This is a genomic window from Desulfomicrobium aestuarii (assembly GCF_055385525.1).
Genome location: NZ_AP042427.1, coordinates 1,261,338 through 1,281,813 on the forward strand (window position 1 = coordinate 1,261,338; position 20,476 = coordinate 1,281,813).

A 20,476-nucleotide genomic window follows, 5' to 3' on the forward strand; every position below is an offset into this window, starting at 1 on the left:
GGCGCCATCCGCGTTTCTATTCCGGTTTGATGCCGGTGCTCGATCCCGGCACGATCTTCACGAAGCGGCTTTCGGCCTCGTCGGCCAGGGCCTGGACCAGATCGGCCTCGGCGTTCTGGAAGCTCTGGCGCAGGGAGGCCGTGTACTTGCCCAGCAGTTCCCTGATCTGTTCCGCGTCGTCGCCGTCGAGGCCCCGGACGACCACGTGGGCGCCGCGGGCGAAGCGGCGTTTCAGGTTCTCGCGGCCGAAGCCGAACTCGGGGTAGAGGCACTGGTAGACGACGCCGCCGGTCATGCCAGCGCACATCCACGGGCCCGGGTCGCCCAGGACCACGGCCCGGCCGCCGGTCATGTACTCGAAGGCGAAGCCCTTCAGGTGCGCGCGCGAGGCGATGTTGCCCAGTTCGTCGCGCACCGGCGCGGTGATGCGGCCGCCGAAGATGGCGTCGGCGCCGGACATTCGGATGCAGGCGCGTGAGTCGGCGAAGTTCTGGACCACGACGGTGCCGGACAGGGCGCCGTAGGCCAGGGACTTGCCCACGGAACCGTCCACGCGCTGGCCCAGGATGTTGGCCCCTTTGAGGATGCAGACCCGGCCGCCGCGCGCGCCCTTGGCGATGCCGTCCTGGCCGCCGCCCTGGACGCAGGTGCTGATGCCGTCGACGTTGAAGGCGCACAGGCCGTTGCCCGGAACCGAGGAGTCGAGCATGAGGTCGACCTTGGCGCCGTCGCCCTCGCGGACCATGGCGCCGGCCAGGTAGGTGCCCACGGCCCGGTCGACGGAGCGCACGTTCTCCTCCCGGTACTGCACGTAGCCGCAGCCGTCGCGGGCCGTGGAGAGGGCCATGTCGGAGATGAGCCGCGTCAGGTTGTCCAGGGGCTTGCGCACGATGCGCGGCACCGGGCAGTAGGCCTGCATGGCGTCCATGGGCGCCGGGACGAGGAGGTCCGTCAGGTCCACCTTGTCCTTGCCCCGGGCCTGGACCAGGAGGTCCGTGCGGCCCACCAGGTCGGCCAGGCGCCGCTCTCCCAGGCCCGCCAGGATGTGCCGGATCTGGTCGCCGAAGGCGCGCAGGAGGCGGGCCAGGTTCTCGGCCTCGACCTCGCCCTGCAGGGGCTTGAAGAGCTTCACGCCGCGCTGCTGGGCCTCCTCGATGCTGCGCAGCTGGGTGGAGATGCCGCGTGGGCAGACGTCCAGGTGGCACTGCTCGCAGCTGATGCAGCCCACGCCCATCAGCGCCACGGTGCCCACGCCGACGCGGTCGGCGCCGAGGCAGACGAGCTTGACCACGTCGGCCCCCGAGCGCACGCCGCCGTCGCACCAGATCTCGACCTGGCGGCGCAGGCCGGCCTCCACCAGGCCGCGGTGGGCCTGGGTCACGCCGATCTCGACCGGCAGGCCCACGTACTTCTTGGCGTGCTCGCGGGCCGCGCCCGTGCCGCCCTCGAAGCCGCTGATGTTGACGATGTGCGCGCCCGCCTTGGCCACGCCCACGGCGATGGTGGCCACGCCGCCCGTGACCGGGATCTTGACGGAGATGCGCGCGCCGGGGTTGGCGGTCTTGAGCTCCGTGATGATCTGGCAGAGGTCCTCGATGGAGTAGATGTCGTGGTGGTTCGAGGGCGAGATGAGGGCGATGCCGGGCTTGCAGTGCCGGGCCTGGGCGACCATGTCCGTGACCTTGGAGCCGGGCAGATGGCCGCCCTCGCCGGGCTTGGCGCCCTGGCCGATCTTGATTTCGAGGTAGCGGGCCGAGTTCAGCAGTTCGATGGACACGCCGAAGCGGCCCGAGGCCACCTGCTGGCCCCGGTTCTCGCGGTACTTGCCGAGCATGTCGGGGATCTCGCCGCCTTCGCCGTTCATGCAGATGATGTTCAGCTTGCGCGCGGCCTCGGCGTAGGCCCTAAACGAGCTCTCGCCCTGGGAGCCGAAGGACATGGCGCTGATGAGCAGGGGCATGGCGTGCTGGCCGATGGAGATGTCCACGGCCTCCAGGGGCAGGGGGGCGGAGCTGCGCGGGGCGATGTCCAGGAGGTGGCGCAGGCCCACGGGGGTGTCGCGGTCGACCTCCTCCAGGCCTTCGGCCATCTGCAGGTAGCCGGTCTTGCCCACGGCCACGGAGCGCAGGATCTTGCCGACGCGGGCGTTGCGCTTGGGGTCGGCCGGCAGCTTGCCTTCCAGACCCTCCCGGACCAGGGCGATGCGCCGCGCGGCCCGGCTTTCCAATTCGGCGTAGCCCAGCCCCGCCGCGTCGGACGAGCAGAAGTTGGCGCAGCCGAAGGCCTCGGCCAGCTCGGCCTTGAGGCCGATGGACGAGAAGATGCGGCCGTACCCGCACAGCTCGTGGATGCCCATGGTGGACATGATCTTCTCCACGCTGGCCTGCAGGGCCGTCAGGGTGTTGGACAGGGTGCGCTGCAGCCCTTCGGCGTTCTCGGCCTGGGCGTAGGCCTGCTTCCAGAGCATGTAGGGGTTCACGGCCGCCGCGCCCAGGCCCAGGACGAACATGACGTCGTGCATGTTGCGGATGGCGCCGCTGCGCACGATGAGCGAGGGCAGGCGCGGGATGCGCCCCGATTCGGCTGCGCGGCGCAGCCGGGCCGTGGCCAGGCCGGGGTCGATGTAGCAGCGGCCGTCCACGAAGCTCGCGCTGTCGTCCAGAACCAGGATGGCGGCCCCGGCCGACACGGCCCGGCGGGCCTCGGCCTCCATGGCTTCCAGGCGGCTTTCAAGCCCCTCGCCGGGCACGAAGGTCGCGTCGAGGATGGCCAGGCGCGACGGGTCGCGCTGCTGGGCGGTGAAGAAATCCAGGACCTGTTCCAGGGTGTGGGTGCCGTGCTCGCGGCACACGGCCAGGATGTCCAGGGAGGACAGGGCCGGCGTGAACTCGCCGCCCAGCAGGATGGGCGTCTTCAGGCGCAGGCCCACGGGCGGCCGGTCGGGGTTGTCGGGCCGGTCGCCGAGGATGACGGCCGTGGAGAAGTGCTCGGCCTCGCGCTCGCGGTCGATGGCCGGGTTGGTGACCACGGCCACGTTCTCCTTGAAATACTCGCTGACGTTGGACAGGCCGTCGGCCTCCAGGCAGGCCAGGGGGCCCTGGTGGCCCATGGAGCCGATGGGCCCCTTGCCCGTGGCCGCCACGTGCTTGCGCATGTCCTGGTCGTACTTGCGCCAGCCGAAGGCGGCCAGGACCGTCGTGGCGTCGTGGCCGGGCCGGTCGTCGAAGACCTGCCTGTCCCGGAAGAAGCGGCGCAGGTCGCGGCAGGACCCTTCGGGGCAGGCAAGGATGGGCTCGGGGATTTCGCCGTGCAGGTTGTCGGCCAGATGGGACAGGCGCCCCTGCTGGAAGAGCCGCAGCAGGCGCTCCTGCAGGGCGCAGTGGTCCACGACCTCGCCGCGCTTGCCGGGCCCCGAGACCACGGCGATCTTTTCGCCGGGCGCCAGGGGGCGCGGGTCGTGGATGGTGTTCTGCAGGTCCACCACGCCCTTTTCCGAGGACAGGAAATAGTCGTAGTCGCTCTCGCCGAACCACAGGGGCCGCAGCCCCAGGGCGTCGACGCTGCCCATGCACGTGTCGCCGAAGCGCGAGACCACGGCCGCCGGCCCCTGGGCCGAGGGCATGAAGAACCAGCGGTAGAATCCGTACATGCGCCGCAGTTCCGGGCTCATGTGCTCTACCTCCGAGTGGATGGCCGGGAAGACCATTTCCAGGGCCTCCATGAAGTCGAAGCCGTGGAGATGGACGAGGCCCTCGAGGATGCGGTTCAGGTCCTGGGAGTCGCTGCCGCCGGGCGTGGGCGTGATGCCCAGGTCCAGGGCCGAGGAGCGCATCTTCTCGATGGTGTTGATCTCGCCGTTGTGCCCCAGCAGGGAAAAGGGCTGGGCGCGCTCGGCCGTGGGCAGGGTGTTGGTGGAGTAGCGGCTGTGGCCCAGGGTGATGATGGACTTGCTGGCCGGGTCGCGCAGGTCGGGGTAGACGCGGGGCAGCAGGTCGGGCGTGCCGCGCAGCTTGTAGACGGCGCTGTCGAGGCTCAAGGAGCAGACGTGGGCCTCGGGCGCTTTGCTTTCGACGGCCGTCTGCATGGCGAAGAGCCTTCTGGCCCCTTCCTGGCGCGTCTCGTCGCGGACCAGGCCGCAGACCTGCCAGAAGAGAGGGGCTTCGGATCGGGCCATGGGGCCGAGTTCCGCGGGCTGCATCCGGTCGTCGACCTCGACGAGCACTTCGCTGCCCTCGCCGGTCAGGATGGCGCGCACGCGTTCCTTGGTTTCGTCGGCCCCCGGGCCTGCGGGCAGGAAGAAGTGGCCGACGAAGAAGCCCCGGCTCTCGCTCAGGTGGCGGCTCAGTCCCACGTCCTGCAGGCGCTGCCCCCAGATGGCCCGCGGGATGTCCGTCAGGACGCCGCAGCCGTCGCCCTCGCTGTTGATGTCGCCCGAGCGGTGGGCCATCTTCTTCAGGGCGTCTATTGTCTTGACTATGTTGGCGTGGGAGGCCCGGCCGCGCTTGTCCACAAAGGCGATGATGGCGCAGGCGTCACGTTCTTCGACGAGGCGTTGGTTCATGGGAAGTCTCCGGAAAGGTGTGTCAAATCGATACTCGTTTATATGCGCGAGATGCGGGCACGGCCATTTTAATAAATATTTCACAAAGCTCGAGGAAGGTCTTTACCCGCCCGCCTGTATTGCCTATATACTGAATCATAGAAAATCGCCATTCCCCGCGCTCAAACCCCGAGGTTCACATGCAAAGGACCGACTTGATCGAAAGGCTCCGCAAGGAGATGGGATATTCCGAAGAGGAGGCGTCCCGCGTCGTGGACGCCATGATGGAGAGCCTGACAGAGTCCTTGAGTCAGGGGGACAGGATCACCCTGCCCGGCATCGGGACCATGGCCGTGGTGGACCGCGCCCCACGCAAGTCCGTCGACCCCGAGACCGGGGAGGAGACGGACAGGCCGGTCCGGGGCATCAAGTTCTCTCCCGGCAAGCGCCTCAAGGACGCCCTCCTGTCCCTGGACTTCATCACCAAGGGCCTTGAGTAGCCCCGCACCGCAGCACGCCGGCCTCTGGCCGGTTTTTTTTGTCTGGACTTCGCCGTGGCCATGGGTCATGCCCAGGCTTTCCCGATTCGAGGAGGAAACATGAAGATCGCCAACTCCATGACCGAACTGGTCGGCAACACCCCCCTGGTGCGGCTGAACAGGATGACCGAGGGCTGTCTGGCCGAGGTCGTGGTCAAGCTCGAATTCTACAACCCCCTGTCGTCCATCAAGGACCGCATCGCCCTGAACATGATCGACGAAGCCGAGCGGGCCGGGCTCATCCGTCCCGGCACGGTCATCGTCGAGCCCACCAGCGGCAACACGGGCGTGGGTCTGGCTTTCGTCTGCGCCGTGCGCGGCTACCACCTCATCCTGACCATGCCCGAATCCATGAGCGTCGAGCGGCGCATGCTGCTGGCCGCCATGGGCGCCGAGCTGGTCCTTACCCCGGCGGCCAAGGGCATGGCCGGGGCCGTGGCCGAGGCCGAGAGGATCCTGTCCTCCATGGAGGACGCCTTCATGCCCGGGCAGTTCGTCAACCCGGCCAACCCGGCCATGCACGAGCGGACCACGGCCGAGGAGCTGTGGCGCGACACCGACGGCCGCATCGACGCGCTGGTGGCCGGCGTGGGTACGGGCGGGACCATCACCGGCGTGGGGCGGACCCTCAAACGCCGCAAGGAAGGTTTCATGGCCGTGGCCGTGGAGCCGGCAGCCTCGCCGCTGCTGAGCCAGGGCACGGCCGGGCCGCACAAGATCCAGGGCATCGGCCCCAATTTCGTGCCCGAGGTGCTGAACCGCAAGGTCATCGACCGCATCGTCACCGTGACCAACGAGGACGCCATGGCCACGGCCCGTGCCCTGGCCCGCGAGGAAGGCATCCTCGCCGGCATCTCCTCCGGCGCCAACGTCTGGGCCGCCCTGCAGCTGGCCCGCGAACCGCAGATGGAGGGCAAGCTCATCGCGGCCATCGTCTGCGACACGGGCGAGCGCTACCTTTCCACCGAACTTTTCGCTTCCCAGAGCTGAACATGGCAAAATACCTGAAGATCGACAGTGTCCTTTCGGGCGTGGTTGAAAGCCTCTGCGCCCCGGAATCCTACATGGGCGTCTACCACCAGCCGTCCTTCGGCTCGCCCATGCCCTCGGTGGAGCTCCTCTCGGACATCGTCGAGCGACTGCGCTCGGTGCTTTTCCCCGGCTTTTTCAAGGAGCCTTTCATCACCCCCGAGAACATGGCCTATTTCGTCGGCTCCAAGCTGGAGAAGGTCCGCCGCGAGCTGACCAAGCAGGTCGAGCGGGGCTTCTGCTTCGCCTGCGACAAGGACGAACACGCCTGTTCCGCCGACTGCGCCGTGCGCGCCGAAAGCATGTGCAACCAATTCCTGCAGACCCTGCCCCATGTGCGCCGTCTGCTGGCCACGGACGTGCAGGCCGCCTTCGCCGGCGACCCGGCGGCCAAGAACCCGGGCGAGACCATCTTCTGCTACCCGTCCATCCGGGCCGTGACCAACCACCGCATCGCCCACGAACTGCACAAGCTCGGCATCCCGCTCATCCCGCGCATCATCAGCGAGATGGCCCATTCGGCCACGGGCATCGACATCCACCCCGGCGCGACCATCGGCGAGTCCTTCTTCATCGACCACGGCACGGGCACGGTCATCGGCGAGACGTGCATCATCGGCCGGAACGTCCGCCTCTACCAGGGCGTGACCCTGGGCGCCAAGAGCTTCCCCAAGGGCGAGAACGGCCATCTGGTCAAGGGCATCGCCCGCCACCCCATCGTCGAGGACAACGTGACGGTCTACTCCGGGGCGACCATCCTCGGCCGCATCACCATCGGCGAGGGCGCGGTCATCGGCGGCAACATGTGGATCGTGGACGACGTGCCCCCTGGGGCCAAGATGTACCGCAACCTTTAGGCCATGCCGCCGCGCCACGAACAAAGCCGCTTCCGCAAGGTCGCGGCTTTTTTCGTGGCACCCGCCGGGAAAGTCCGGGTTGTGGCCATGCGCAGGGCGGGGTATGGAGCGTGTTCGGACGGTGGATTCCCGCGAAGGCGGGAATCCATGGCATTCCAGACGACCGCACGGCGGCACCGTCGTGTCGCGTCTTCAAGCAGACGGGAGGTATCATGGCGTTCACGTTCTCCACTGCCCGCGTTCTTTTCGGCCCCGGCACGCGTCTGCAGATAGCGGCGCAGGCCTACCGCCTGGGGAGACGCTGCCTGCTGGTGACCGGGAGCCGGCCCGAAGGCTGCGCCTGGCTTGCCGACGACCTGTCGGGCGTCATGGACGACGTGTTCGTCATGCCCGTAAGCGGGGAGCCTGAAGCCGTCTCCATTGCCGCCAATGCCCTGTCGGCCAGGGCTTGGGGGTGCGACGTGGTCGTGGCCGTCGGCGGCGGCAGCGTCCTGGACGCCGGCAAGGCCCTGGCCGCCCTGGTGACCAACACGCAGGACATCTTCGACTATCTCGAAGTGGTGGGGCGGGGCATGCCCCTCGAACATGCGCCCCTGCCCCTGATCGCCGCGCCGACCACGGCCGGGACGGGCTCCGAGGCCACGGCCAACGCCGTGCTCCTGTCCAGGGCGCACGGCGTCAAGGTCAGCCTGCGCTCCCCCGAGATGATCCCGAGTCTGGCGGTGGTCGACCCGGAACTGTCCGTGTCCCTGCCGCCGAGGCAGACCGCGGCCACGGGCCTGGACGCCCTGACCCAGCTCATGGAGGCCTTCGTCTCCCACGCGGCGAGTCCCCTGACCGACCCCCTGTGCCGGGACGGCATGGCCCGCGTCGCACGTTCCCTGCGCCGGGCCGTGGCAGAAGGGAGGGACCTGGCGGCGCGCTCGGACATGGCCCTGGCCAGCCTCTTTTCGGGCATGGCCCTGGCCAACGCGAAACTCGGGGCCGTGCACGGACTGGCCGCGCCCCTGGGCGCCATGCTCGGGGCCGCCCACGGCGAGATCTGCGCGGCGCTGCTCCCGCACGTCATGGAGGCCAACATCGCGGTCCTGCGCGCAGCCTACCCGACCCACCCGAGCCTGGACCGCTTCGCCGAGACGGGGCAGCTCCTCGCGGGCGAGCGAGACGCATTGGCCGGGGTGCGCTTCGTGCATGCGCTCTGTCGGGACCTGGGCGTCAGGAACCTGAGGGATCTCGGGCTGGGGGAGGGGATGGTGGACGACGCGGCCCGCAAGGCTGCCGGGGCCTCGAGCATGAAAGGCAACCCGGTCGAACTGGATCATGGCCGGCTTTCAGCCATCCTGCTCCGGGCGCTGGACGGCTGACACGGTGGGCCGGGCGAGGTTACGGGGCGGCGACGCGCTCCGCGCACGAATGGCTTTTCATTTCCGTGCGCATGCGGGTTCCTGGTACCGCTCCATGAATTTCTTCTCGGCCTCGGCCGTGGCGATGAGGATGAGCTCGTCCGTCGCCTCCGCCACGGTGTCGGGGTCGGGGTTGATGAGCATGGCCTCGCCACGCCTGATGGCGATGACGCTGCAGCCGGTCTCCTCACGGATGTCCTGGTCGCGCAGGGCCTTGCCGATGATGGCCTTGCCCGGCTGGGAACGGAAGATGTTCAACCCTTCGGAGATCATGAGCAGCTTTTCGGGCTTGAGCAGGTTGATGATGGTCGTGGTGCACAGCGACGCGTAGGACATGACGAGGTTGGCCCCGGCGCGGTGCATGGTGTTGACGTTGCGGTCCAGGCTGGCCCGGCTGATGATCTGGGCGTCGGGCCGCAAACGGCGGCAGTAGATGGTCAGGAAGATGTTCAGGTCGTCGTCGTGGGTGGTGATGATGATGGACGGCGTGTCCTGGATGCCCGCCTGGATGAGGACATCCAGATCCGACGCGCTGCCGATGATGAGGCGCTCGTCGCCCGCGATTTTCGGTGCTTTTTTCTCCACGATCCTGTAGTCGATGCCCCGCCCGGCCAGGGTCCTGGCCACGGACATGCCGACCCGTCCACCGCCGAGGACCAGGACCGGCCCCCTGTTTTCCGCGGTGCGCTGCTCCGCGCCCACGAGCCTGTCATAGCTGTCCAGCTGCTCCCGCGAGCCGGCCAGGACCAGGACCGTCGACGCCTCGATGACGGTCCGCGGACCCGGTAGCCGGATCTGGCCCTTTTCCCACACGCCCACGACGTTGACCCCGGTCAGTTGGCGCAGGCGGCTCTCGGCCAGGGTCTTGCCCTGCAACGGCGAGTCCGAGACGGGGGCCTCGGCGATGAGCAGTTCGTTGAAGCCGCCGATGACGTTGGCCTTCGTGTTCAGCCCCAGAACCCGCCTGGCCAGGACTTCCCCGAGCATCTTCGTGAACTGGAAGGTTTTCGTGCTGCCCGCCAGGTCGAGGATGTCGACGGAGTCCTCCTGGTCGGCGTTGGCCACGACCGGCACGGTGTCCGTGACCTCGCGGATGGTGAAGATGATGTTGGTGCTGGCCACGTCGTCGTTCATGACCACGACCATGGCCGCGTCCTGCACGCGCAGGCGGTTGTATGTCTCGGGGTCGTCGACCTCGCCCACGACCACGTTGAGGCCCGTGTCGTGCAGGTTCAGGGCCTGCTGCAGATCGGCCACGAGGATGACGTTGGGGATGCCGTACTGGTCGAGCTTCTCCACCAGGTTGAGGGCCACGGCGTCGAAATGGGTCAGGATGACGTGGCCGCGCACGTCCTCCGGCACGAAGCGAGGGGCCCTGGCCCTGTTCTGTGCGTCCAGCCAGGGCGCGTAGAAGAACTGGATGAAGGTGAAGGGGAAGACGATGAGCAGGAAGACGACGCCGCTCAGCATGACGATGATGGAGAAGAGCCGCCCGAGGTCCGAGGTGAAGGTGATGTCGCCGAAGCCCAGGGTGCTCATGACCGTCAGGGTCCAGTACAGACCAGTGAGCCAGGAGTGTTCCTGCCCCTCGTAGGCCATGATGAAATGGAAGATGACGGTGTAGCCGAGGAAGAAACCCAGCAGGATGAGCAGGAACCTGTTCATGAGCCGCGTGTTGCTCCTCTGCTTGGCGCGGTTGACCAATGCCGTCATCTGCGAAACCAGAAATTTCATGCGTGTCCTTCGGTGTTGGCGTTGAAACGCGAGCCTAGCCCAGGATGGCCGCGGGGATCAAGGCGCAGAGGCAGGAATCTTCCGTTGCACGGGCTCAAGCCGTCGCGCCTGCATCGGCGGTTGACAGCGGGGACGCGTCGGGACATCAGCGGGTTTCTTCACGATGCAGGGAGGCTTTCCATGGAAATACGCGACGTCGACGACGCAAACATCCACGTTTATCTGAACCTCTGCCAGGCCTACGAGGCCGAGTTCTCGGCCATCACCGGCAAGCTCCCGGGCCAGGACGGCCTGTTCGCCCTCGACACGACCCTGGGCGGGCCAGTCAGGGGCTACCTGCTCCAGGTCGACGACGTCCCCGTCGGCTTTGCGGCCATCAAGATCGCGGAAGGGGAGGGCTGCGAGGTCTGCGAGTTCTACGTCGTGCCGTCCATGCGGGGGCGCCGCCTGGGCAGGGACTTCGCGAGCCGCCTCTTCGCCGCGCACCCCGGTCCCTGGCAGGTCAAGCAGCTCCGGGGCGCGGGGTACGCGACCTGCTTCTGGTGCCGGGTCATCGACGAGTTCACGGGGAGCGACTACTCCCAGGACGAGTTCGACGACCCATATTGGGGGCGGGTCGTGCGCCAGTGCTTCGTTTCCGTCCCTTCCGCCGAAGGGTGCTGACCCGGCGCGCCGTACCCAACGCCGTCCCGCCGGTCGATTTGACTCTTGCTTCCTGCCCCGTTCGGCCTTAGCTCCTTCCCCATGAACACCAAACGCCCCGCGGCCGTCCTCTTCGACATGGACGGCCTGCTTCTCGACACCGAGGTCACTCTCAAGCGGATCTGGCAGCGCGAGGCCGCCCTGCTGGGTTTCGATCTCGACGACGCGCGCTACGCCCATCTCGTGGGCGTTCCCAATGTGCTGTGCGAGCAAAAGCTCGTGCAGTGGTTTAAGGATTTTCCCCTGGACGAGTTCCGCCGCAACTGGAAGGCGGCCCGCGAGGAGGAGCGCAGGACTGCGGCCATCCCGCCCAAGGAGGGCGCCCTGGAGATGGTGCTGTGGCTCGAAGGCCAGGGCGTGCCCATGGCCCTGGCCACGTCCTCGTCGCGCGAGGCCGTGGAGCGCAACCGCGAGGCCTGGCCCGGGCTTTTCCGTTTCTCGGCCATGATGACCGTCGAGCAGGTCGAGCGCCCCAAGCCCGACCCGGACATCTACCACCGGGCCAGCGCCTGCCTCGGGGTGCGAGCCGAGGACTGCGTCATCTTCGAGGACTCGAACCCCGGCATGCGGGCGGCCATCGCATCCGGCGCCCGGGCCATCATGGTCCCGGACCTGGCCGTGCCCGAGGACGACGTGCGCCGGGGGGCCGCAGCCATGTACCCGTCCCTGTCCCAGGCCCTGCTCATGCGGGAGGAATGGTTTTGAAGCATCAACGGATATCGCCAGACGAAACGGTTCATGTGGAGATCATGGTCGAGCCCGACCGGATCGGCGACGCCGAGCACATCCGCGCCCTGGCCCTGGCCAAGGCCGGGCGCACGGACAGCGACCCCGCCCCCGTGCGCGTGGTGCGCCGCTCCATCGACGCCCGCGCCCGCATGCCGCGCTTCCAGTTGCGCGTGGCCGTGGGCGGGGAGGAGCGGGGCGCCTCGGTCTTCCGGCCTGCCGCGCCGGGCGGAAAAAGGGCCGTGGTGGTCGGGGCCGGACCCGGCGGGTACTTCGCGGCCCTGACGCTTTTGGAGGCGGGCATCAAACCAGTGCTTCTGGAACGCGGCCGTGACGTGCGCTCGCGCCTCAAGGACGTGAAGAAGATCTATTCCGAAGGGCTCATCGACCCGCACTCCAACTACTGCTTCGGCGAAGGTGGGGCCGGCACCTACTCCGACGGCAAACTCTACACCCGCGCCACCAAGCGCGGCGACGTGGACCGCATCCTGGACCTCTTCGTGTCCTTCGGGGCATCGGAAGACATCCGCGTGGAAGCCCATCCGCACCTGGGCTCCAACGTCCTGCCGCGGATCGTGCGGGGCATGCGCGAGGCCATCCTGGCCGCCGGCGGCGAGATCCATTTCGGGGCCCACGTGTCCGACCTCCTCCTCGACGGGGGGCGGGTGCGGGGCGTGCGTCTGGCGGGAGGGGAGAGCGTCGAGGGCGACGCCGTGATCCTGGCCACGGGGCATTCGGCCCGCGACGTCTACCATCTCCTGCAGCGGCAGGGCGTGCGCATCGAGGCCAAGCCCTTCGCCCTTGGCGTTCGCATCGAGCACCCGCAGGCCCTGGTGGACCGCATGTTCTACCACCAGTCGCCGCGCCACCCGGCCCTGCCCGCGGCCAGCTACCGCCTGGCCTGCCAGACGGCCGAGCGGGGCGTCTTCTCGTTCTGCATGTGCCCGGGCGGGTTCGTGGTGCCGGCCTCCACGGCACCGGGCGAGCTGGTCCTGAACGGCATGAGCCTGGCCGGCCGCGGCGCGCCCTTCGCCAACGCCGGACTGGTGGCCGAGGTCCGGCCGGACGACGTTGCGGAACGCGATCCCCTGGCCCTGCTGCGTTTTCAGGCGTCGGTTGAGCGGGACATGTTCCGGGCCGGCGACGGGACGACGCAGCGCGCCCCGGCCCAGCGCGTGCCGGATTTCCTGGCGGGTCGACTGTCCGGGGTCCTGGGCAGGACCTCCTACATCCCCGGGGTGTACGCGGCCCCGCTGCACGAGCTGCTGCCCGGCTTCGTGGCTCGGGCCCTGCGCGAGGGCCTGTCCATCCTCGGCGCCAAGCACAAGGGGTTCGACAGCGCCGAGGCCACGCTCCTGGCCGTGGAGTCGCGCACGAGCTCGCCTGTGCGCATCCCGCGCGACCGCGAGACGCTCATGCACCCGGAGGTGTCCGGGCTCTTTCCCTGCGGGGAAGGGGCGGGTTATGCGGGCGGCATCGTCTCGGCGGCCATGGACGGGGTGGCGGTGGCGGAGGCGGTGGTGCGGGAGATGAAAAAATAGGTCCTATGGGTCGGATGGGACCCATAGGACCTATGGAAAGGCGGGATGGCTCTATTTGCCGAAGGACTTGGCGAACAGGTCGGCGATGGCCTGGCGGCCGTTGTCTTCCAGGAAGCGGGTGCCGGTGCCGCAGAAGTGGTGGCTGGTGATGGTCGGGGTTTCGCAGCGTTCCCAGATCTCGCCGGTCCACTTGTGCCAGGCGTTGCGGACCTGGCCGAAGGCGTAGAGGGGCTTGTTGCAGATCTTGGCGAACTCGGTGCCCCAGCCCGTGCCGCCCTTGACCGTGCCGTCCTCCATGATGGTGCCGACGACGAAGACTTCGTGGCCCGAGTCGATCTGATACATGATGGTCTGCAGGATGCTGCGCATCATGGGTGCGTTGGTGAAAGTGCGGTTCAGCAGCTTCGAGACGTAGCTCAGGCTCACGTCCTTGCGCATGAGTTCTTCGGGGGTCAGGACTCTCAGGCCTCTGGAACGCTCGATCTTGTGGCCTTCGAAGGTGAAGGTCACTTCCTGCACGCCGTATTTTTCGGCCATCCGGCCGAATTCCGTTTCCGTTCCCGGGGCGCCGCCGCTGAAAAGCGTGTATTCTGATGTGGGCATGAGCCCTCCTCTGTGTGGTTGAAGGTGAACACGAAGATTGGCCGCGGGGTCACTATGCCCGCATCGCGGGTCTGAATCAAGGCCCGGCGCGAATTCTCCGCACAGGCCGGGCGCGGCCGCCCGAAGGTGTTTCTGACCTGCCGGCCCTTCGCGGTCAAGAGCCCCTTGACATGGAATTTCGAAAGTCATAGGCACGAATCATTCGATTCTCGATTACCCGAAATCCCGAGGAACACCCATGAACCGCATCTGCAACGCCTTCGTCAGCCTAGTCGTAGTCGTAGTAGTATGCGTAGTTCGGGACGCCCTGACGCTGTAACGGGATTTGGACGACGCTTCACCCCCGCCAGCGCAGGCGCCGGCGGGGGTTTTCCTTTTTCGGCTCACCCCCTCGCCGGTCAACGGACGAGCCGAACAAGGAGTGCACGATGTTTTCCATGACCGGCGCGCAACTGACCATCAGCCTTCTCGAACGCCAGGGCATCCGCACCATCGCGGGAATTCCCGGCGGCGCAAACCTCCCCCTCTACGACGCGCTCTCGCGCAGCACGCGCATCCGCCACGTCCTGGCCCGCCACGAGCAGGGCGCGGGTTTCGCGGCCCAGGGCATTGCCCGGGTCACGGGCCGTCCGGCCGTGTGCTTCGCCACCTCCGGCCCCGGCGCGACCAACGTCCTGACGGCCATCGCCGACGCCAAGCTCGACTCCGTGCCCGTGGTCTGCATCACCGGCCAGGTGCCCCGGGCCATGATCGGCACCGACGCCTTCCAGGAAGTGGACACCTACGGCATGAGCATCCCCGTCACCAAGCACAACTTCCTGGTGCGCGAGGCCGCCGACCTCCTGCGCGTCATCCCCGAGGCCTTCTCCATCGCCGCCTCGGGCCGCCCCGGCCCGGTGCTCATCGACATTCCCCGCGACGTGCAGCTGGAGAACGTGGCGTTCGAGGCCTGGCCGGAGCCCGGCGAGCGGGAACCCGCCCCGGCCTTCTTCGACGCCGACCTGGACACGGCCGTGAGCATGATCGACGCCGCCAGGCGGCCCGTGCTGTGGGTCGGCGGCGGAGTGGTGGCCTCGGGCGCGGGCAGGGAGATCCTTGAACTGGCCGAGCGCGCGTCCATGCCCGTGACCTCGACCCTCATGGGCCTCACGGCCGTGCCCCACGACCATCCCCTGAGCATGGGCATGCTCGGCATGCACGCCCAGCGCCACACCAACATGGCCATGGAGGCCTGCGACCTCATCGTGGCCGCGGGCGTGCGCTTCGACGACCGGGCCACGGGCAAGGTGGCGGAGTTCTGCCCCCAGGCCAGGGTCATCCACATCGACATCGACCACAGCGAACTGGAGAAGCTCCGGCCCGCCTCGGTGGCCATCCTCGGCGACGTGGGCGACGTGCTGCGGGCCATACTGCCCAAGGTATCGCCGGCGCCGCGCCGGGAGTGGCTCGACTACATCGCGGCCCTCAAGCGCGCCTTCCCGTCGTGCATCCCGGACAAGGGCGGGCACGCCACCCCGCAGGAATTCATCCGCCGCGTGGGCGAGCTGTGCGGCGACACGGCCGTGGTCGTGACCGACGTGGGCAAGCATCAGATGTGGACGGCCCAGAGCTACCCGTTCCGGCCGGGCATCTCCTGGCTGACCTCGGGGGGCCTGGGGACCATGGGCTTCGGCCTGCCCACGGCCATCGGAGCGGCCCTGGCCGCGCCCGAGCGCAAGGTCGTCTGCGTGAGCGGCGACGGGAGCCTGCTCATGAACATCCAGGAGATGGCCACGGCCGCCGAGCAGGGCGTCGACGTGACCGTCGTCCTGCTTAACAACGTCTGCCTGGGCCTCGTGCACCAGCAGCAGGAGCTCTTCTTCAAGGCCAACCACTTCTCGTCCATCTACGAGGTCAGCGTCGATTTCCCGCGCATCGCCCAGGGCTTCGGCTGGAAGACCTGGGACCTGGCCGGAGCGGACGACCCCGACGCCGTGCTGCGCGAGGCCCTGTCCCACAAGGGCCCGGCCCTGATCCACGTGCCCGTTGAGCGCGACGAGAAAGTCTGGCCCATGGTCCCTCCAGGGGCCGCCAACAGAACCATGCTCGGAGGTGAGAACCATGACTAGCCCGCGCACCGTCCTCGATGTCCTCGTCAGCAACCACCCCGGCGTGATGTCCCACGTCTGCGGGCTCTTTTCCAGGCGCGCCTTCAACGTGGAGGCCATCCTCTGCCTGCCCCTGAACGGCGGCGGCGAGAGCCGCATCTGGCTCCTGGTCAACGAGGACGACCGCCTGGAACAGATGATCCGGCAGATGCGGAAACTGCAGGACGTGCACGACGTCCGCCTGCGGCCCGCGGCGACGGAGACCTTCGCCCGCCTGGGGGAGGTCATGGCCGATTGAACCGATGGGGGCCCTTGACCCGCAGTGCGCGATGCACTACCTAGGGGCCAGTTTTGCTTTTGAAATACGATCCCGCTTTGCCCGTCAGTCCATTGGCGGGCAAAGCATCTTTTTTTATTGCCATATGACAATCTCTGCACAGTAAGGACGACGATGAACAGGATTCCCATTTCAGTCGAAGGCTACAAGCGCTTGGAAAAGGAACTGGACGAACTGAAGAAGGAAAGGCCCGCCGTCATTCAGGCCATCAAGGAGGCCCGCGAGGAGGGCGACCTGCGCGAGAACGCGGGGTACGACGCGGCCCGCGAGCGCCAGGGGCTCCTGGAGGCCAGGATCAGTCACATCGAGTCGCGCATGATCCGCTTCGACGTCATCGACATCGACACCCTGCAGAGCGACCGGGCCGTGTTCGGCGCCACCGTGACCCTCGAGGACATGGAAACGGGTGATCAGAAGACCTACACCCTGCTCGGCCCCGACGAGGCCGATCACACCAAGGGCACCATCTCCATCGAATCCCCCGTGGGCCGCGCCCTGCTCGGCAAGCGGGAGGGCGACGAGATTTCCGTGCAGGTCCCCAAGGGCCGCGTGGACTACGAGGTCGTCTCCGTGATCTTCCAGGGCACGGCCGGGCTCAAGTAAACCACTCGCGCAAAACGCGTGCGACATGACCTCCGCTGGGCGACCTGTGGAGGTTTTTTTGCGCCCGTTTTGGGGGAAAGAGTGGATTCCCGCGAAGGCGGGAATCCATGCCTTTCGTCGTGCCGAATCATGCCGTGCGCCAAGCGAGGCGTCGCGGCCTGTCGGAAATCAGAAGAAGCGGTGCAGCAGCGCCTGCAGGCGGGTGTGGTCGAAGGGTTTGGAGAGGTAGGCGTCCATGCCGGACGACAGGAAGCGCTCCTCGTCCCCGGCCATGGCGTGGGCCGTCAGGGCGATGATCGGGACCCGGGCGTAGGGCGCGAAGCGCGCGTCGGTGCGGACGATGCCCGTGGCCTCCATGCCGTCCATGTCCGGCATCTGGATGTCCATGAGCACGATGTCGATCCCGGGGGTCTGCAGGCAGTCGAGGGCCTCCAGGCCCGTGCGCGCGCAGACGACGCTGTGCCCCATCTTTTCGAGCATGCGCCTGGCCATGGTCATGTTGACCACGTCGTCCTCCACCAGCAGCACGTGCAGGGGGCGGACCTCGCCGGCCGGATCGGCGGTTTTCGCCTTCCTTTCGGGCAAGGATTCGGACCGCAGCAGGGGAAGGACGAAAAAGATGGTCGTGCCTTCGTTCTCGGCGCTCTCCACGGAGATGTTGCCGCCCATGAGGTGCACGAGCCTGCGCACGATGGGCAGCCCCAGCCCGGTGCCCTGGTAGCGCCGCGAGTAGCTGCCGTCGACCTGGGTGAATGACTCGAAGATGTAGTCCAGCTTTTCCGGCGGAATGCCGATGCCCTGGTCCCGGACCGCGAAGAGCAGGCGCTCGTGGCCGTTGGTCCGGCCAACGGGCCAGGCCTCCAGGGTGACCTGGCCTGCGTCCGTGAACTTGAGGGCGTTGCCCATCAGGTTGAAGAGGATCTGCCGCAGGCGCCCCTCGTCCCCGACGAAGCGGCCCAGGCTCTGCGGCTTTTCCAGGTGCAGGCGTATCCTCTTGTCCATGGCCAGGGCCTTGAAGAAATTCACGGCCTGCCCCAGCAGATCGTCCAGATCGAACGCCCGTTCCAGCAGCTCCATCTTGCCCGCGTCGACCTTGGTGAAATCGAGGACGTCGTTCAGCACGCGCAGCAGGTTGCGCGATGACTCCAGGGCAGTGCGCAGGTATTCCGCCAGCTCCGGGGGCGCTTCGGACTGCAGGCAGAGTTGCAGCATGCCCATGATGCCGTTCAGGGGCGTGCGCACCTCATGGCTGATGTTGGCCAGGAACTCGCTCTTGGCCCGGTTGGCCGACTCGGCCGCCTCCTTGGCCCGGATCAGGGCCTGCTGGGTGTGCTGGCGTTCCGTCACGTCGTCGAAGGCCACGGCCAGCTTTTCGCCGGGCAGGGCGAAGGCGTGGAGGCGGAAATACCCCTTGATGCGCTCGTCCTCGTAGCAGTGGGCGTCGCAGTTGAAACGGACCTTGGTGCGCAGGCAGTTCAGGTAGGTATCGAGCATGGTCCCGCGCGGCCAGAGGTCCGTGAAGAGCATGCCACGGGCCTCCGACAGCTGACGGCCGATGAGGCGCAGGGCCATGGGGTTGGCGTTCTCCAGGACGAGGTTGTCGGGCTCGTGGTACTTGTAGATGAAGAGGCCCGCGGGGATGTCCCGGATGATTTCCTCGGCCGTCTGGGAGAACTCGTCGTGCCGCTGGCGCTCGATGGCCAGGGCGATCTGCTCCGATACCTCGAGCAGGATGTCCAGGTCGTGTCGGGTGTACTGCTTCGCGGTGGCGTAGTTCTGCACGATGAGCGCGCCGATGCCCGTGCCACGCACCGTGAGGGGCACGCCCATCCAGCTCTGCGGGATGCCGCCCACGACGAGAATCTTCCCGGCCGCGGCCAGATCGCGCATTTCCTCGCCGCTCAGGATGTTGGGGATGTTGCCGCGCATGAGTTCGAGGGTCAGCCGCCGGTTGTCGGGATCGTCCACGTTGTCGATATGCGGGGATGCGGCGGCGATGTCGGTCGTTTCGTCGACCCAGTATGGGAATTCCAGGGAGTTCCTGTCGGTGTTGAGGATCGCCGTGATGAGATTTTTGGCGTCGATGGCCTCGCACAGGATTTCGTGCACGCTGCGCATGAGGGCCGAGAAGTCCTTCGTGGAGTGGGCGGCCTCGTGGATGCGCAGGCGCATGGAGTGCAGGAGGGCGCTGCGGGCCAGGGTGTCGCCGGCCTTGCGGATGGCCGTGATGTCCACGCCCATGCAGGTCACGCCCGTGACCACGCCCTGGATGTCCGTTTCGGTCACGGTGTTCCAGCGGATGAGCAGGCGCCTGCCCTCGCGGGTCATGATCTCGGCGTCGGACTCGCGGGGAGCGGCTGGCGCGGTGTCGGATGCCGCTTTGAGGACCGAGCGCATGGCATCGCCCTGGTCGGCGGGCACCAGGCTCTCGAACCAGTTGCGGCCGAGCAGTTCCTCGTCGCTCCAGCCCGTCAGGCGCTGCAGGTAGGGGTTGGCGAAGACGATGCGGTCACCCAGGTCCAGGGTGACGGCGATGAAGTTGATCCTTTGCAGGAGGTTCTGGAAGCGTTTTTCCGACTCCATGAGGGCCAGCTCGAAGCGCTTGCGGCGGCTGATGTCGTCCATGGTCCCGAGCAGGCAGGGTTCGCCCGTGGCCGCGTCCCGGATCAGGCTTGCGTTCAGGGACACCCAGATGACCGAACCGTCCTTGCGCCGCATGCGCGTCTGGAAGCCGCGGATGCTCCCGTGTTCGTGCAGCAGGTCGAGGTAGCGTTCGCGGTCTTCGGGGTCGACGTAGAGTTCGCGGTCGATGTCGCCGATGGAGGCCATGAGCTCCTCGGGGCTGTCGAAGCCGAGGATCGAGGCCATGGCGGCGTTGGCGCTCAGGAAGGCGCCGCTCGTCGTGGTCTGGGAGATGCCTTCCAGGGCGTGGTCGAATATGGAGCGGTAGCGGGCTTCGCTGCGGCGCAGGGCGTTTTCCGTGTTGCGCCTGCGGGTCACGTCCTGGAAGGTCCCCGAGACGATGCTCATGTTCCCGCTTTCGTCGGCCTCGAACTCGGCCCGGATGTGGGCCACGCGCGGGGAATCGGGCTTCAGGACGTAGCGGATCTCGATGCGGAAGGGGCGCCCGGTGACGGCGCTGATGCGTATCTTGCGCAGGAAGCGCGCCCGGCTCTCCTTGATCAGGAGCTTCAGGAAATGGTCCAGGGACGGGGAGACCTCGCCGGGTTCGAAGCCCAGCAGGCGGTACATCTCGTCGGACCAGAAGGTCTGCCCCGTGTGCATGTCGTGCTCGAAGGACCCGATGCGCGCATGACGCTGGGCGCGTTCGAAGTGGGCGAGCCGACGCTTGAGGGAGAGTTCGCTGTCGCCCGGCATCAGCTCCCCGACTTCTTTGCGGCGATGCCCATTCCGGCGAGATGGGCCAGCAGGGCGTCGCGATGCTCGCCCTGGAACTCCAGCACCCCGTCGCGCAGGGTGCCGCCGCAACCCAGGCGCTTCTTGCAGGCCGAGAGCAGGTCCCGAAGCTGGGTTTCGCTCATGGACAGGCCGGTCACGACGGTGACCCCGGCGCCCTTGCGACCCTTCGTTTCCCGCCCGACGCGCACGGGCCCTGCGGCCGCGGCGGGTTTGCCCGGCTTGGCGGAGCAGACGCAGGCCGGGCGGCCGCATTTGCGGCACACGGTTATTTCGGTGGAATAGACAGTCTTGCAGGCGTCTTTGGACATGGAATTTCACCCTCACGGCGGCATTGGCGCGTCAGACATTGCGGCAA

At 67.5% G+C, this 20,476-nt stretch carries 15 protein-coding genes; 10 read left to right on the plus strand and 5 right to left on the minus strand.

Annotated elements, in window-relative coordinates; translation table 11 throughout:
• Positions 1-16: 16 nt before the first annotated feature.
• Entirely contained in the window at positions 17-4,561 is a 4,545-nt protein-coding gene (locus ACZ5AC_RS05760; RefSeq protein WP_464250001.1) for a glutamate synthase-related protein, read from the minus strand.
• A 137-nt stretch (positions 4,562-4,698) separates the two neighbouring features.
• Here ACZ5AC_RS05760 and ACZ5AC_RS05765 point away from each other — a divergent pair, with 137 nt between their 5' ends.
• The 4 genes from ACZ5AC_RS05765 (at position 4,699) to ACZ5AC_RS05780 (ending at position 8,329) form a co-directional block, all read left to right on the plus strand.
• Positions 4,699-5,040: an HU family DNA-binding protein gene (locus ACZ5AC_RS05765; RefSeq protein WP_464250599.1), complete on the plus strand. Its 342-nt coding sequence runs from the start codon at positions 4,699-4,701 to the stop codon at positions 5,038-5,040.
• A 99-nt stretch (positions 5,041-5,139) separates the two neighbouring features.
• Positions 5,140-6,069, plus strand: a complete 930-nt coding sequence (gene cysK, locus ACZ5AC_RS05770) for a cysteine synthase A (RefSeq protein ID WP_464250002.1) — start codon at positions 5,140-5,142, stop codon at positions 6,067-6,069.
• Positions 6,070-6,071: 2 nt separating this feature from the next.
• The gene (epsC, locus tag ACZ5AC_RS05775; protein ID WP_464250003.1) at positions 6,072-6,965 is read left to right on the plus strand and encodes a serine O-acetyltransferase EpsC; all 894 of its coding nucleotides are present in this window, start codon (positions 6,072-6,074) and stop codon (positions 6,963-6,965) included.
• Between the two features lie 212 nt (positions 6,966-7,177).
• Positions 7,178-8,329 (plus strand): iron-containing alcohol dehydrogenase, encoded by a 1,152-nt coding sequence (locus ACZ5AC_RS05780; protein WP_464250004.1) that lies wholly within the window; start codon positions 7,178-7,180, stop codon positions 8,327-8,329.
• 57 nt (positions 8,330-8,386) lie between these two features.
• On the opposite strand, the gene ACZ5AC_RS05785 is transcribed toward ACZ5AC_RS05780, so the two are convergent.
• Complete coding sequence (locus ACZ5AC_RS05785; RefSeq protein WP_464250005.1) at positions 8,387-10,102, minus strand: potassium channel family protein; 1,716 nt, start codon at positions 10,100-10,102, stop codon at positions 8,387-8,389.
• A gap of 180 nt (positions 10,103-10,282) precedes the next feature.
• Here ACZ5AC_RS05785 and ACZ5AC_RS05790 point away from each other — a divergent pair, with 180 nt between their 5' ends.
• The 3 genes from ACZ5AC_RS05790 (at position 10,283) to ACZ5AC_RS05800 (ending at position 13,071) form a co-directional block, all read left to right on the plus strand.
• Positions 10,283-10,765: a GNAT family N-acetyltransferase gene (locus ACZ5AC_RS05790; RefSeq protein ID WP_464250006.1), complete on the plus strand. Its 483-nt coding sequence runs from the start codon at positions 10,283-10,285 to the stop codon at positions 10,763-10,765.
• A gap of 81 nt (positions 10,766-10,846) precedes the next feature.
• A complete protein-coding gene (locus ACZ5AC_RS05795; RefSeq protein WP_464250007.1) occupies positions 10,847-11,509 on the plus strand; it encodes an HAD family hydrolase in 663 nt (220 codons plus the stop codon).
• A 44-nt stretch (positions 11,510-11,553) separates the two neighbouring features.
• On the plus strand, positions 11,554-13,071 hold the full coding sequence (locus ACZ5AC_RS05800) for an NAD(P)/FAD-dependent oxidoreductase (RefSeq protein ID WP_464250008.1): 1,518 nt from the start codon (positions 11,554-11,556) through the stop codon (positions 13,069-13,071).
• Between the two features lie 51 nt (positions 13,072-13,122).
• Here the strand turns inward: ACZ5AC_RS05800 and ACZ5AC_RS05805 are convergent, their stop codons facing one another.
• Positions 13,123-13,674: a hypothetical protein gene (locus ACZ5AC_RS05805; RefSeq protein ID WP_464250009.1), complete on the minus strand. Its 552-nt coding sequence runs from the start codon at positions 13,672-13,674 to the stop codon at positions 13,123-13,125.
• A 428-nt stretch (positions 13,675-14,102) separates the two neighbouring features.
• Here ACZ5AC_RS05805 and ilvB point away from each other — a divergent pair, with 428 nt between their 5' ends.
• From ilvB to greA, 3 genes are all read left to right on the plus strand, one after another.
• A complete protein-coding gene (gene ilvB / locus ACZ5AC_RS05810; protein WP_464250010.1) occupies positions 14,103-15,782 on the plus strand; it encodes an acetolactate synthase large subunit in 1,680 nt (559 codons plus the stop codon).
• Complete coding sequence (gene ilvN / locus ACZ5AC_RS05815) at positions 15,775-16,059, plus strand: acetolactate synthase small subunit (RefSeq protein ID WP_464250011.1); 285 nt, start codon at positions 15,775-15,777, stop codon at positions 16,057-16,059. The genes ilvB and ilvN overlap by 8 nt, the downstream gene beginning before the upstream one ends.
• 153 nt (positions 16,060-16,212) lie before the next feature.
• Positions 16,213-16,701 carry a transcription elongation factor GreA gene (gene greA, locus ACZ5AC_RS05820; protein ID WP_464250012.1) on the plus strand — a complete coding sequence of 163 codons (489 nt, stop codon included), beginning with the start codon at positions 16,213-16,215 and terminating at the stop codon, positions 16,699-16,701.
• A 168-nt stretch (positions 16,702-16,869) separates the two neighbouring features.
• On the opposite strand, the gene ACZ5AC_RS05825 is transcribed toward greA, so the two are convergent.
• Both ACZ5AC_RS05825 and ACZ5AC_RS05830 read right to left on the minus strand, forming a co-directional pair.
• Positions 16,870-20,079, minus strand: a complete 3,210-nt coding sequence (locus ACZ5AC_RS05825) for a PAS domain S-box protein (protein ID WP_464250013.1) — start codon at positions 20,077-20,079, stop codon at positions 16,870-16,872.
• Positions 20,079-20,429, minus strand: a complete 351-nt coding sequence (locus ACZ5AC_RS05830) for an SUI1 family translation initiation factor (RefSeq protein ID WP_464250014.1) — start codon at positions 20,427-20,429, stop codon at positions 20,079-20,081. Before ACZ5AC_RS05830 ends, ACZ5AC_RS05825 begins: the two co-directional genes overlap by 1 nt.
• Between the last annotated feature and the right edge of the window lie 47 nt (positions 20,430-20,476).